Here is a 14,469-nt window from a genome sequence, read left to right as displayed (position 1 = left end):
CGATATTTTCTCGACGTTTTTGGTCATGGTTATGACCTGATATGGTGATATCTCAGGTACAGGAGTTGAACAGTGACACGAACTGACGGCAACACCGAAGACCACAATGCTATTGATCTCTCCATTGCTCTGCTTATCGCCCTGCTGCCGCCGCCCATCTCCCTGAATACCCTGTGTACGCTCACCGGTGACGGGCCGGTCGAGGTGCTGCAGAAGGTTGAAGACCTGGTAAAATCCGGTTACCTTTTGAAATATAAGGAAAAAGGTGCTGGATATTATTATCTCGCTGATTATAAAGCGGCAAAAAAGTCTCTAGCCAACATCCCCCAGGCAACCGTGTTCAGGGCCGCCGAGCAGGCCATTGCCGGCGTTTTCAAGAATATGCCGGACGGTGCGCAAAGATGGCTGAATCTGGCGCATATCTACCAGACCTCCGGCCTGCCGCTGGCCCATTGCCATGAGCTGGTGCTGGCCGGTCACTATTGTTTAGATCTGAATCTGCCCATCGATGCCGCAGCCTATTACCGCATGGCCCTGGATGGTATGGCGACTCTCGAGCTTTGCCCGAAGGACCGGCAATGCTTTATCGATGCCGCCATCGGCATATGCACCTGCCGCGACAGCGCCCTACCTCCGGAAATCCAGAGAAAATATCTCAGCCGCGCTCTGCAGCTGGTTTCTTCCGATAAAGACCCGGTCCTGGAGATACGGTTGCGGGTCCTCATCGCCAAGACCTTCATTAAGACCTCCCGATCCGACGAAGCGACCGGGCACCTTGAACGGGCCTGGCAGATGCTCGTCAACCATGAGGTGCCGGGTGATGTCCGGCTGCAGGTGGCCTTGGCCAATTCCGAACTGCTTTTCTGGCAGGGCTATGTCACCAAAGCTATCGAACGGTACGAGTCGGTCATCGGCAATCATGAAGAATTGCCTTCCGACGTGGAAACCCTGAAAAGCTGCATACGGCTGGGATGGACCTACGGCGTTGCCGGCGAGACAGCCAGGGGGGTCGGACTGCTCAAGACGGTCTGCCGGAAGGCAGGGGAATTGAATGCCCCGGACCTTGATCGTCATGCCAAGCTCATCCTGGTGCTCATCCTCGGCGATGCCGGGAGGATCGATGAGGGCGAGACCATCCTGGAGGAAATCTTCCACACCCCCGAAGAATTGCTGGACCAGTATTTTCTTTGGCCAGGTAACGGCAAAAGGGCCTATTTTGCCTATTGCCGGGGTAATTACCAGAAGGCCTTCGAATATCTCAGTGCCGCTTGGGAGAATGCCAAGGTCCTGGGAACGCCGCACCACCGCGGACCGGACAACCTGGAGGTCATGCTCGGCCTCGAAGAACGGGGCATGGTCCATCCTGAATGGAATTTTAATTCAGATATCGAGCACTTGCTCAACTGGCCAGACATTTATATGCAGGGCGTGGCCTTGCGCTTCCGGGCGCTTGCCGCCTATAAAAGGAGAGAACCCCTGACTTCGATTGTGGCCGATCTGCAAAAAAGCATGGCGCTGTTGACCCAAGCCGGAGCGAAGATTGAATTAGCCCACGCCCAAATTCTTCTGGCCCGATTGCGCCTGGGTGAAAATAACTGTGGGGCCGCGGAAAAACTTTTGAAAGAGGCCTGGGACACCCTCGCCAAGGTGAACCCGAACCTTTTTCCCAAGGACCTCAAATCCTCCCTCGACCGGGCATCAAAACATGCCTTTTGGGTTGAGTCCCTCGTCAACGTCGGCAATGCCCTCGGTTCCATACGCAGCCGTAACGAGTTGCTCAGCGAGATTATCATGCAGGCCGTGCGCATCGCCGGGGCCGAGCGGGGTGCCATCTTCCTCCAGCAGGACAAGCAACTGGAAATGGTAGCCAGCCGTAACTTTGAGACCTCCGATACCTCCCCCGAGGCTTTTTCCTACCAAAGGGACCTCATCGAACAGGTCTTTCAAAACGGTACCGAAATTGTCAAAGAGGCCAACATGTACGGCCGGGCGGATAGCACAGAGTTGCACGGTCCGTCTGCCCAAACGCGCCGCATGCCCCTGGGGTATACCGAATATCTGAGCGCTGTCGGCTGGACCGGCTGCTTTCCCATCCGGCTGAAGACCAAGGTCATGGGTGTGATCTTCATGGATGGCGGGCCAACCCGGCTGCAGCTTCCGGAGGATGAGATATCCCTGCTGCGGATCATTGCCAATCAGGCGGCGATAGCCCTGCAAAATCTCGAGGCCTATGAAGAAATCGTCGATCTGAAAAGCACCCTGGAGGCGGAGGCCAATTACTACCGGGAGGCCTTTGAGCCGAGCCTGCTGAAAACTCCGATGATCGGCCGGGCTGGGCCGTTCAAACAGATGCTGGGTCTCATCAGCCAGGTTGCCAAATCGGATACAACGGTCATGATTACCGGCGAAACCGGGGTGGGCAAGGATCTGGTGGCACAGGCCATCCACCACAACAGTAACCGGGCTTCAGGGCCATTTATCGCGGTCAATGTCGTGTCACTCAGCCCGGAGCTCATGGCCAGCGAGCTCTTCGGCCATGAAAAGGGTTCTTTTACCGGAGCTACCGGATCACGGGAGGGCCGCTTTGAACTGGCCAGCCGGGGGACCCTGTTCCTCGATGATATCGATGCCTTTTCCCTCGATATTCAGGCGAAGATGCTGCGGGTTTTAGAGGCCAGGGAATTCGAACGGGTGGGCGGCACCCACACCATCAAGACCCGCTTCCGTCTCCTGGCGGCAAGCAACAGGAACATCGAAGAGCTGGTCGAGAAAGGTCTTTTCCGCTCCGACTTTTATTATCGCCTCAATGTCTTCCCCATACGCGTCCCCGCCCTGCGCGAACGTGCTGACGACATCCCGGCTTTAGCCCGCTATTTCCTGGAGATATTCAGCAAGAAATTTGCCAAGCAGTTTGACCGGATCGCCAAAAAAGAGCTGGAGCTGTTGATGAGCTACCATTGGCCCGGCAATATCCGCGAACTGCGGCACGTCATAGAGCGAGCGGTACTGCTCAGCAAAAACGGCCGGCTGCATATCCCGCCGCTCGATACCAGCCCGCTGCGGATTGCCGGCAAGGATGAAACGATCCTGCCGCTCCGGGAGATGGAGGCCCGGCATATCCTCAGTGCCCTGGCCAGATGCCGGGGAAAGGTCACCGGCAAAGGCGGCGCGGCGGAGCTCTTGGAGATCAAACCCACCACCCTCCATTCGATGATGCTTCGCCTGGGAATTAAAAGAGACGCCTATAAGATCGGCTAGGCGGACTGTTCCTCGCAAGGGGGGATATGTTTTCGTAGGGTGCACTCAGTGCACCAAACTTGCTCAGCATCGCCCGTGTACGTGCATACGAAAAACGGCACGGCGAAAGATCTGCCCGTGCCGTTTTATGGGATGGTGTTCCGCTTCTTTTTGGTATCAGAACATCTTCTTGCTCATCTCATCGATGGCCTTGCTTGCCGCCTCATAGACACCGGGGAAGGAGCTGACATTCAAGCCCTGGGTCAGGCAAGGGATAAAGTAGTGCTTGCCGCAGGTCGTACAGGCCCTCTCGACATGCTCGGCAATCACCTTGGCGTCCCAATTCTGGTGATCGAGAGGGCCGCTGTCGACTTCGCCCATAAAGGATATCTGTCCGCCGTATTTTTTTATCAGTTCCGGGGTGTTGTTGGTGGTCATCACGCCCTGCCAGATGTCGATGCCCATCTCGATCATAAAGGGCACCAGGTTGGCGGCATAAGAATCGCTGTGGTGGACGATCAGCTCGATGCCGTTGTCCTTCCAGAATTTATAGACCCTTTTATAAGGTTCCAGGAAAAACTCCTTGAACATCTGCGGCGACATCAGCGAGGCGATCTGCGAGCCCCAGTCGTCATGATGGAACAGAGCATTCGGCTTGATGCGCTTGATAATCTGCTCGGCATAGCGGATCTCATAGTCGGTGAGGAAGTCGATGAGATCATGCATGTGCTCCGGTTCTTCGTAGAGATTCATCATGGCATCTTCCATGCCCATGAGAAAATGAGTCATCTCGAAGGTGCCGGAAGCAAAGAAGACCGTGACGTATTTGTCGTCGCGATCGACGGAGGCGGCATGTTTCACCGCCGGCGCCCACCGCTCATCGGAAAAGTCGACGGTGGGGCATTTGATGGTCTCCCGCCATTTGGTGATATCCTTCATGGCGATGTGGGCTTCATCGTGGACCGGGAAAGGCCCCAGCTGGTCCTCCGGCCAGGAGATCGTGATACCCCATTCGTTGGTGATGGTCTGGCCCCGTTGCGGCCGGGTTCTCAGCGGTGCTTCGAGGATTATATCCAAAAATTCATACTGGTTGACAAACCGGTCCGGTTTGCCACCCCTGATGGTTTCGAGTAGATTCTGTCTTCTGGTGAGCATGATGCGCGTCTCCTTGGGTATTGTTTATGCTGCCATTACCAGTTCTTTGGCCTTTAACGCGGCGCTGCCGGCATCCGGGGCATAGGCATCGGCGCCGATCTCAGTGGCAAATTCCTGGGTGACCGGGGCCCCGCCGACCAGGACCTTGAAGCCCGGCAGTCCGCAGGACTTCAGGGCGGCAACGGTCGCCTTCATCGCCGGCATGGTGGTAGACAGCAGACCAGAGCAGGCGACCAGGTTGACAGGGCTGTTTTCCTTGACAGCATTGATGAATTTTTCCGCCGGGACGTCTACCCCCAGATCAATCACGGTAAATCCGGCACTCTCAACCATCATGGCCACCAGGTTTTTGCCGATATCGTGCAGATCGCCCTGCACGGTGCCGATGATACAGGTCCCGAGAGAGGTGGATGCCTCACCCGCCAGATGTGGCTTGAGGACCTCAACGCCCTTGGCCATGGCCTTGGCGGCGATGAGCATCTCCGGCACAAAGATTTCACCGCTTGAGAACTTGTCGCCCACGACCCCCATGCCATCAACCATGGCCTGCAGGATGTCGCCGGCGGAGCTGCCTTCATCAAGGGCCTCCTGTACCAGTACGGGGACGATTTTGGTTTTGCCGATCTCTACATTTGCCCTGACATCTTCAATTTTCGACATGATGTGATTCCTTATCTGTAATTGTTGGCTTGTTAGTATGTTATTTTACCGGACCAAATAGGCCCTTCCTGTATCCGCCGATGAACTCGATGCAGTATTCATCCAGGCCGGCCAAGGCCTCAGCGGCATATATCAGACCCATCATATGCTTGTGCAGCGGATTGATAATGGCACTGTCCATTCCCGCGCCGATGGCCAGAACCAGGAAAGCCTGATTGACGAACTTGCGGGCCGGCAGGTTGAAGGAGATATTGCTTGCCCCGCCTGTCACGTGGATGGCAGGATATTGTTTCTTGATCTTCCTGATCACCTCGAGAATCATGTTTATGCCGTCCTCGGAGGTGCAGAGCATCTCCACCAGCGGATCGACATGCAGGCGCGACGGGCTGATTTTGTATTCCTTGGCCTTTTCCATGATTGCCGCAAAGACCTCCAGCCGCTCTTCGCCACTCTTCGGGATGCCTTTATCGTCACTGAGAAGGACGACGCATTGCCACTTGCTGTCGGCGATCAGGGGGAAAATCAAATCGATTTTATTGCCCTCCAGGGATACCGAATTCACCAGGCCGGGCTTATTGCAGAATTTCATAGCTTCGGCACAGATCTCAACGCTCGGGCTGTCGACGGCAATGGGGGTGTCGGTTGCCTCCTGGACAAGGTCAATGAGCCACTTCATGGTTTCCAGTTCGATCGCCACATCCGTCGATGCGCAGACATCGATAAAATGTGCCCCTGCCTCCGCCTGGGTTTTGGCAAGATCCTTGATGAAGTCGCCATCCTTTTTGGCAATTGCTTCTGCTACGGCCGGAATGGCGCCGTTTATTTTTTCGCCGATAATTATCATATTATTCGGTTCTCCTTTTTCGTTGGGGTTGAGCAAATAAACCAGCCAATAAGCATCTTGGCTTTAGTGTGTACGTATCTTAATACCGCTAGGGCATACGTTTCATTCGAGCAATCAAGCTGCTCGATTCAGCTTAAAAACAGCCAGAACCAGGCCCCCCAGAAGCGAACCCAGGCCCATGACCATTGCGACTGTCGGCAATCCCGCGCCTGCCTGAAAGAGAAAACCTACCAATATCGGCGAGATTACCGCCCCGGCCCGGCCCATGCCGATGACAAAGCCTGATCCGGTTGCCCTGAACTCGGTGGGATAGGCGATGGCCAGGAGGGAATAGAGCCCGGAGATACCGGCATTTCCGAAAAATCCAGCGCAGGCTGCCAGCAGTTTTATCTGGTCAAGATCAGCCGTGGTCCGGCCGAACAAGGCGACAAAAACCCAGGTCAGCAGCATGATGATAATGGTGAGTTTTTTCAGCTCGATGCGGGTAGTCAGCCAGCCGAATATGGCACCGCCGATGGCACCGCCCAAATTCGCCCACACCAGGACGCCGCCGGCAAGAGAAGGCGCAAAACCCATATCGGCAACGATCTTCGGCGACCATTTCAGGATAAAGTAAAAGGTTGTGATATGGAGGAAATAGGCGGCGGTCATCAGCACGGTGACGGTTGCCAGCGATGGCGAGAAGATGCCGCCGATTGATTTTTTCTCCACACGAGTCTCTTTTTCCGGAAGGCTCGTAACTGGTGGAAATGCCATTCTGGCAAGGGTGGTATTGATCTTCTCCAGGGCATTTTTCGGTTGTTTTTGGCATAACCAGTGGATGGATTCCGGTACCAGAAAAAATACCAGCGGCACACAAATACCGGTGATGATGGCGCCAAAGTAAAATATTGCCCGCCAGTCGTGGGATTGGAGCAAGAAGGAGGCGAGCATGCCGCCCAATGTCCCACCCAGAGGATAGCCGATAACCATGATCGATATGCACAGACCGCGTCGTTTGACACTGGAGAATTCGGCGACCACGGCATTGACGCAGGCCAGGATGCCGCCGATGCCAAGGCCGACAAGCACCCGCCAGATCGACAATTGAACGGCATTGGCAGCCGTGGTGACTAAGAGCATGCCGCCGGTCATGACAATCAGGCAGCCCAGAAGGGTTCGCCGTCTGCCGATGCGGTCGGCCACCCCTCCTAAAATAAACGATCCGATGGCCATGCCGATGAGTTCCATGGACATGACAATGCCCAGAGCTGCCTGCGTCGTGCCCCATTCCTTGGCAATGCCCGGCGCGGCAAAGCTGATGGAAAGGACGTCAAATCCGTCGATGGCATTCAATAAAGTGGTGATGGCCACTACAATTATTTGCAGGCGGCTCATCTTTTCCTTATCAAGATAGGTTCTGGGATCTTTCATATCTTTCTCCGCTTAGCCATTTACAAAATCGTTGTTCAGTCCGCTTGATCCTTTCCGGATAGTGTACAGAGCAAGGGCTTTGCCCACTATCCGGCTTAGGGTGAAAGATTATTTACGTGCGGCAATCTCCTCCAGCATCTCCTGATGTTTTTGCGGGGTAATTCGATAAAAGATAAAAATGATCAGAAGACCGGCGCCGATAAACAGCGACGGGACCAGGGCAATCCCGGTTTTAATACCGGAAATAAGCTCAGGCGTGGGTGCCATATCGGCGACATAGCCAGCCGACACAAGCACGCTGGTGATGATGACGCTTCTGACGAAGATGGCGGTCTTGATCGGGAAGCTGATCAGCGACATGATAAATCCCCGGGCATTTTTGCCGGTCTTCCACTCGCCGTAATCAACAGTTGCCGAGTACATGGCAACGCTCAGGGCATCGGGCATGCCATAGCCCAGATAGGCAACAAACATCACGACCATAAAGGACATATAATTCATCGGCAGTGCCCATACCGCCAACAATCCAATAATGAAGAGAATTAAAGAGACGATATAGGTGTTTCGCTCACCGATTCTTTTCGCCAGAGGGGCAGAGACCATGGCCCCAAAGAAGGCGGCAACAGTCAGACCGGTGAAGAATATGGCGATGGAACCGAGATTGACGACCACGTACTTGAAATAGTAAAAGGCCATTCCAAAGATGATGAACCGTCCCAAGAAGCGCCCCAATTCCGCCATCATCAGACCCATGAGCGGCGGGTTGACAATGATCTGTTTGAGCATCTCGCCGATGGTCATCTTGTCTTTTGCCTCTACCGGGGTATTGCCCTTGGTTCCCAGGAAGGCATAGTCCTTGGTCATGGCAAAGAGTATCCAGTAACAGAGGATCATGACGGCTCCGGCGGCGAGAACGGTCAGGGTGCAGCCCATGGCTTGATCGCCGTTGCCCAGCATTTTAATGGTCTTGGCGCCGATCATGGAAAAAACCAGGGAGCCCAAGGCGTTAAACATACCGCGGTTGGAGGCCATGGAAATCCGCTCCTCCCGTATCGTGGTCATCGAGTTGTTCATGGCCACGTGGCCCGCATAAAAGATATTCCAGATCAGGTGGGAGACAATGAAGCCGACGGAGATGAGGATGGCATTGGTTGTCGGGTCACCGAACTTGGTAAATTGCAGCATGAAGAAAACAACCGCCAAGGGGGGGCCGACAAGCATCCAGGAGCGATATCTGCCCCAGCGCATATTGCTTTTTTCCAGGATCACCCCGGCGGTGGGTACCCAGAGGATGTCAAAGATACTGGTGACCATCAGTACGGTTCCGGCCAGGGCTACGGGGATCTTTGCGTAATCCGTCAGGAATGCGGCAAAGAAAAAGATTTCCATGCTTACAAAGAGCTGAAATCCAAACGATGGTAATCCATAGAGGTTGATTACCGATTTTTTCAGTCCTTTTTTCTCGGGCTCCATAAAGTTCTCCTTCACCTGTCAGTGTCAGCGGCGGCAAGGTGTGCTTGGCGCCATTGTCGTGAGTATTAAAAAACGGTTTCGTCCCAAACTGGCTCGGTATCCTATCAGAGCAAAAGGCACGCCATCCGGGGCATATTTGAATTATTCCGTTATATAAAGAAGATACACTATGTTTCCCGGCGATTACCCGGAACAGAAAATACGATATATCGTGAAATAACCTTAATTCGTTACGGTCAGGGGAGTTTTTGTTCAGGAAAGGCAGGGTTAATCCGGACATTGTCGGATGAAAACAGTGAAAATCAAGACCGAACGAGTACTTGACCGGAGCACAAAGCCTTCCTATATCTCTCCTCTGCGCGACTCCATTCGGAGGTCCGCGACGATTGTCGACACTACTCGATGATGAAGAAGTGCGGCTTTCATTGGCAAAATGGGCCTGCGGGCATCGCGCCCCGACAGAATAAAGGATGTGTCATGCACCACAACGAACCATCGATTCGGATATTGCCGCACGGCAGACAGATCAAGACCAGCTCCGGGCAAACCGTATTGGAAGCCCTCATTCACCAAAGCATTTTCCTGCGTTCTGATTGCGGCGGCAAAGGAACCTGCGGCAAATGCATGGTGGAAAGAAAAAGAGACGACGGCAGCTATGAAACCATCAAGGCCTGCAACCATGTGGTCGCTGATGAAATATCCATTAAAATACCGGAGAGTTCCATGCTCTCTTCGCATATCATGAGCAAGGCGCCGGTTGTCTTTCCGCCGGCATTCGGAGAGCGCTTGCGACAGCAAGGAGGTGAAGATGCCTACGGCATTGCCGTCGATCTCGGGACCACGACCATTGCCGTCTATCTCTGTAATATCCTGAAGGGGGAGATCATCTCCACTCTTGCCATTAAAAATCCCCAGGCGATCTACGGTGATGATGTCATGAGCCGCATCGGGGTTATCGGCCAGAACCCCGAAAATCTCGGGAGATTGCAAAAGCTCGTTGTTAAAAGCATCGAATGGGGAATGCAGGAACTCTTACGTGCTTTCGGGAATGTGGGGACCACCATTACCCGGATGGTGGCTGTCGGCAATCCGACAATGATACATATCTTGGCGGGCGTTGATCCTCAATCCATTGGGGTGTCACCATACCGACCGGCCTTTTATCATGCGGCCACCTTTCGCTCCGGCGTCCTGGGATTTGCCATGGCGGATTTCCCCCTGCTGACCCTGCCGCAGGTCTCTGGATTTATCGGCGGTGATCTCCTGGCGGCCGCTCTGGCAGTCGACCTTACAGGGCAAACGGAGGGGACTCTCCTGGTCGATCTCGGCACCAACGGCGAGCTGATCCTGAAAGGTAAGGACCAATTTTACGCCACCTCCTGCGCCACCGGACCGGCTTTTGAGGGGGCATCCCTGTCCTGCGGCATGCAGGCCATCCCCGGGGCGATAAATGCGGTGCAAATCGCTGACGATCAGACACTTTCCGGATTCTCGACAATCCAGTCATCCGGGGCAAAAGAGAAAAATCCAACGGGGATATGCGGTGCCGGGGTCATTAACGCGGTGGCGCAATTCTGTGAAAAACAGATAATTTCGCCGAGCGGGGTCTTTACCACCAGCCGGAAAAGTTACATTCTCGTGGAGGAAAACCAGGCCCTTGGCCAACCCGCTATCTCCATCAGTCAGAAGGATATCCGGTCGGTGCAACTGGGAAAATCGGCCCTGATCACCGGCATTGAATTTCTCTTAAAAAAAGCGGGGCTCAACAGGCCCAGGAAAATTCTAATCGCCGGCGCCTTCGGTTCGCATCTGCGCAAAACCGATCTGATACGTCTTGGTATTATCCCCAACATTGCCCTCGGCGATATCGAGATGGTCGGGAATGCCGCCGGTTCAGGGGCGGTGATGGCCCTTTGCGATGAGACGTATATTGATCAGGCAGCCCAGCTGGCGGCGCAGATTGCCATCGTTGACCTTGCCTGCAATGTTGATTTTCAGAATATGTTTATCGATAATCTGAACCTTCAGCATTCGTAACGGATGATCACCCGGCAATGCCGCGGCACCGGGGCCGGGAAAATAGTCAGAAAAAAAGGGTACGATGGACAAGACACCTGCACGCACTGCAACCAACAGGCTGAAAAACCTCATGGAAAACCGGGGCCCCTGCCAGGCTCCAAAGGGAGAAATCTGGATGAGTTCAGCCTTCCTTGCCCGGTCGGGTCTGGATGACACTCTCGTCAACCATTTTCGGCTGGCAGCGCAACTCGGCCATGAAATGGTCTGCCTGCCGGTTTTGGAAAGGCCGGAGCAGAATGCCAGTATGGGTTACCGGTACTTTCTACCACAGGAACTGAACCGCGACCTGAGAGACCGCACCCGCCTGCTGGTTGCGGTGATCGATGGCCCCTTCCAGAGAATGGTCAATCAGCGCGGGCTCATGCCGGTGCTGATGGATTGGGTCGAGGACAAGGAGTCAATGATGGCGGCCTATGCAGTCGAGGAGCAGATCGCTCTGGAGCTCATCGACCACTGCCTGGGAAGGGGCTTTGATGCAATAATCCTTGCCGATGACCTGGCCGGAGAGAAAGCGCCTCTCATAAATCCCCTGGAGCTGGATGCGGCCTGCACCCCGTTTTATTCCCGGGCGGTTCCACTGATCAGGGATGCCGGGATGTTAGTCCTTCTCCATTGCTGCGGCAATCTCGGCCAGCTCGTCCCATTGATAAAATCATGGAATTTTGACGGCTTGGCCGCCATTCAGATCGGTAAAAATGATCTGGATCTTCTGGACAGGGAGATTGGAGGGCTGTTTATTGCCGGCATCGAGGCCCCTCTTCTGGAAACGGATTCCCCTCAACAGATGGAGATCGAATCCTTAAAAAATTTCGTGGCGCGCTTCAGCAATCAGGGGCGCCTGATACTTGCATCAAGCTGCGGGCTGTATAGCTCCGCCTTTTGGGAAAGGCTGCAAGGTATATACAAAAGGGTATGAGTTTCGTTTGAGCAGGCATGCTGCTCAACTTAGAGGGGCTCAGGCCTTTGGCGCCACCGGGTGGCGAGCATTAACCCGCCGCAGTGTTTCGAAACAGCGGTTGACCATGGCGGCTCGGCTGGTAACCTGTAATTTATTGAAAATCCTGCGCAGATGGGTAGCGACAGTCCATTCGCTGATCTTCAGTTGATCGGCGATTTGCTTGTTTACCAGACCTTCGGCTACCAACATGGCGATCTGCAGCTCTCGGCGGGTAAGGAGGAATGCGACCTCAGTGGCGTTCTGCGCCGGCTGACCGGCATGGGGATGAACGACCATGAAATTGGCATCGCCGATGCGCATCTCGCCGACAACAGCCCGCCTGTCGACATCCAGGCCTGCAGTGGCCAGGTTTGCCGGGACAAGCAGATAGGTTTCTCTGCCGATCTGAATTTCAGCAAATGCCTTGTTCATTCAAAGAGAAGGTTGTTTTGAGTTTGGTTTGTCCGTACCAAATATGAACACGTTCGCCACCGGGGGTAAGGGCGTGACAATGCCAATGCCCGCCTCGGTCGTTACCAATATCCCTGCAAAGCAAAGCTTCGTCCATGCGGTGGTAATCGTCCATGTATCACCTCCTGGTAATCGGCCGGCATTACTTCGGCAATGTAGCGGAGCCAGCCGCTGTCTTTGGTTGCTGGAAGGGACGTTTCGCTGTCGTGGATGCCCCTGATCCTGAAACCAGCGTTCCTCAAAGCCGTATTGACAAAGGAACGCGGGTACCAGCGCTGGACGTGTTCTTCCCTGTGGCTCACCGGTTTATTTGCTGCATTTTTAAATCTGTAGAGCATGCTAACCCTGCTCCACCGCTTGTGCGGACTCCAGCAAATCCGCCAAGTGGTAGAAAGACCGGGAACCCTGATTTGCTGAACCATTCGATGATTTGTTGCAGGGCCTACCGGAGTCGAAAGTATGTCAAAGATCACATGGCCCCCTGCCGTCAGATTCGCCTGGAACCGTTGTAATGTTCTCGCCAGCTGGGGGCCGGACAGCAGATAATTAAGGGTATCAAAATTACAGGTGATCAGGTCCACCCGCCGGGGCAGTTGCAGCTCCCGCATATCCTGGCGCAGCAAAACCGTACCAATACCACGGTTTTTATCGGCCGCCTGGGCGAGCATGGCGGCCGAGCTGTCGACTCCGATGACCGGCACGCCATAGGTACGCAAATATCGTAAAAAGGTCCCTGTCCCGCAGCCCACATCAGCTGCGGACCGGAAGTTGATTCCATACCTCCGGAGCGCTTCCTCAAAGCCTTGTTTGATCATCGGAAAGGTAGAGCTTCCCATGACCTGATCGTAGATCCGGGCAAAGATGGTATAGGGTTGGACGGGATCAGCCTCAGCCGCCATGCCACCCATATCAGGGAAAACGGATCATTTTGCCGACGCCTCCCACCTTGCGCGCCGGGTTGTTAATATTTGCCAGCACCTCGTCTGTAATGCGCACCCCGCTATTCATGAAGCCTTGGGGGGCGAAAACCGTCCCCGGCGAGCATCCGAAGGCCCGTCCGGCCTCATCGATGGGGCCAGAGGTATGTACCCCGATGACATGCCGCCGAGCATGGCGCGGGCATAAAAACCAAATTGAGCTGCCACTGTGGCCGGGGCAGGTATCGACCGTATAGTAGAGTCGCCGGGGCCCGGTCCGTGTCAGCCTTTCCGAATGCCGCCAAAGGGTTCCCACCGGACGATCAGCCGGATAACCGGCAATGCTGATGAGCCTTTGATGGCGCATCTTTTCCAGTTGGGCATTGGACAGGGCACGCACCTCCATAAAGGTATGCAAGCCTTTAAAAGGTTGCGGAAGGATTGCCAGGCCGTAATCATAATTGCGTAAATCACTGACGGTTCGGGGGTGGACATAGCGCCGGGGCACATACGACCGCAGGACCATAATAGATCCATACGGTCGCGTGTCACGGTCCGCCCGGCCCGGGCTGATCCGGATGCGCACCGGCGCCCTTTTCAAACGGTGGTTATAAAGACAATGGCCGGCGCACAAAACCTTTTGCGGGCCGATCAGGGTGCCGCTGCAGCCCCGCCAGATCCCATCGCCGAAATCCCTTTCCACGTGGCAAATGGTATTGAAGGGAAAGCGTGTGGTGCGAATTTCGTGGGTGCGGCTGTCATGGGGCCCGATAACGGCATAATCAATGGCGAGATCAAGGTCAGAGGTCATGGCGTTTTCTCGTTGGGCTCCGGCATGCTTTGATCTTCCTCTCCAGTATCGGTAGCGGTCGCCGGTGTTTCCCGGCTCTCGGTCTCCGGTGGCTGGAAATAGGCGTCCGGGTCCTCTTCGGTCAGCAAAGTCCATATTCTCCCGAGAATGGTATCTTTGTTGTCCCGCGGCCTGAGCCAGGCAGTGGTTTCAGTGATGAAGCTTTGTTCCTCGTCGCTGAGCAAATCAGAACCATCGGTTATATCAATATCCTCAGAGACAGCTGTGGCCATTTCGTCCGTTCTCGGGCTATTGCCGGGATGGCGATGTTTCTTGATCTTTTTCTCCACCCGGTCAAACTCGCTGAGTATAATCCGGGAAAGTTCCCGGTCACAGAACGCTTCACTGTCACGATGAGTCATTGCCTTCCTCCTTTACGCTGTTTTCTCTCTCCTTACACGCCAAGGGCATACATTTCGTTTGCGCAGGTAAG

General features: G+C 54.6%; 12 protein-coding genes. 3 read left to right on the top strand and 9 right to left on the bottom strand.

What is annotated here, in order from left to right:
- The first annotated feature begins 72 nt into the window (after nt 1–72).
- Nucleotides 73–3,258 carry a sigma 54-interacting transcriptional regulator gene (locus tag OEL83_14305; GenBank protein MDK9708212.1) on the top strand — a complete coding sequence of 1,062 codons (3,186 nt, stop codon included), beginning with the start codon at nt 73–75 and terminating at the stop codon, nt 3,256–3,258.
- A gap of 156 nt (nt 3,259–3,414) precedes the next feature.
- Here OEL83_14305 and OEL83_14300 read toward each other — a convergent pair whose 3' ends face one another.
- The 5 genes from OEL83_14300 to OEL83_14280 all read right to left on the bottom strand — a co-directional run bounded on the left by OEL83_14300 (nt 3,415) and on the right by OEL83_14280 (nt 8,782).
- Nucleotides 3,415–4,392, bottom strand: a complete 978-nt coding sequence (locus OEL83_14300; protein MDK9708211.1) for a hypothetical protein — start codon at nt 4,390–4,392, stop codon at nt 3,415–3,417.
- A 24-nt stretch (nt 4,393–4,416) separates the two neighbouring features.
- The gene (locus tag OEL83_14295) at nt 4,417–5,052 is read right to left on the bottom strand and encodes a corrinoid protein (GenBank protein ID MDK9708210.1); all 636 of its coding nucleotides are present in this window, start codon (nt 5,050–5,052) and stop codon (nt 4,417–4,419) included.
- Between the two features lie 40 nt (nt 5,053–5,092).
- A complete protein-coding gene (locus tag OEL83_14290) occupies nt 5,093–5,896 on the bottom strand; it encodes a methyltetrahydrofolate cobalamin methyltransferase (GenBank protein MDK9708209.1) in 804 nt (267 codons plus the stop codon).
- 114 nt (nt 5,897–6,010) lie between these two features.
- On the bottom strand, nt 6,011–7,309 hold the full coding sequence (locus OEL83_14285; protein ID MDK9708208.1) for an MFS transporter: 1,299 nt from the start codon (nt 7,307–7,309) through the stop codon (nt 6,011–6,013).
- Between the two features lie 108 nt (nt 7,310–7,417).
- Entirely contained in the window at nt 7,418–8,782 is a 1,365-nt protein-coding gene (locus tag OEL83_14280) for an MFS transporter (protein MDK9708207.1), read from the bottom strand.
- A gap of 477 nt (nt 8,783–9,259) precedes the next feature.
- Here OEL83_14280 and OEL83_14275 point away from each other — a divergent pair, with 477 nt between their 5' ends.
- Both OEL83_14275 and OEL83_14270 read left to right on the top strand, forming a co-directional pair.
- Nucleotides 9,260–10,819 carry an ASKHA domain-containing protein gene (locus OEL83_14275; protein ID MDK9708206.1) on the top strand — a complete coding sequence of 520 codons (1,560 nt, stop codon included), beginning with the start codon at nt 9,260–9,262 and terminating at the stop codon, nt 10,817–10,819.
- Nucleotides 10,820–10,976: 157 nt separating this feature from the next.
- On the top strand, nt 10,977–11,777 hold the full coding sequence (locus tag OEL83_14270) for a hypothetical protein (GenBank protein ID MDK9708205.1): 801 nt from the start codon (nt 10,977–10,979) through the stop codon (nt 11,775–11,777).
- Between the two features lie 39 nt (nt 11,778–11,816).
- On the opposite strand, the gene OEL83_14265 is transcribed toward OEL83_14270, so the two are convergent.
- The 4 genes from OEL83_14265 to OEL83_14250 form a co-directional block, all read right to left on the bottom strand.
- Nucleotides 11,817–12,230, bottom strand: coding sequence for a helix-turn-helix transcriptional regulator (locus tag OEL83_14265; GenBank protein ID MDK9708204.1), 414 nt, complete (start codon nt 12,228–12,230; stop codon nt 11,817–11,819).
- A gap of 101 nt (nt 12,231–12,331) precedes the next feature.
- Entirely contained in the window at nt 12,332–13,168 is an 837-nt protein-coding gene (locus OEL83_14260) for a class I SAM-dependent methyltransferase (GenBank protein MDK9708203.1), read from the bottom strand.
- A gap of 10 nt (nt 13,169–13,178) precedes the next feature.
- Nucleotides 13,179–13,997, bottom strand: coding sequence for a serine protease (locus OEL83_14255; protein ID MDK9708202.1), 819 nt, complete (start codon nt 13,995–13,997; stop codon nt 13,179–13,181).
- Complete coding sequence (locus OEL83_14250) at nt 13,994–14,398, bottom strand: hypothetical protein (GenBank protein MDK9708201.1); 405 nt, start codon at nt 14,396–14,398, stop codon at nt 13,994–13,996. The genes OEL83_14255 and OEL83_14250 overlap by 4 nt, the downstream gene beginning before the upstream one ends.
- Nucleotides 14,399–14,469: the final 71 nt, after the last annotated feature.

The sequence above is a fragment of the Desulforhopalus sp. genome (assembly GCA_030247675.1).
Taxonomy (GTDB): Bacteria; Desulfobacterota; Desulfobulbia; order Desulfobulbales; family Desulfocapsaceae; genus Desulforhopalus_A.
Note: the sequence above shows the minus strand (reverse complement) of the source record. Positions and strands in the feature narration are given on the sequence as shown.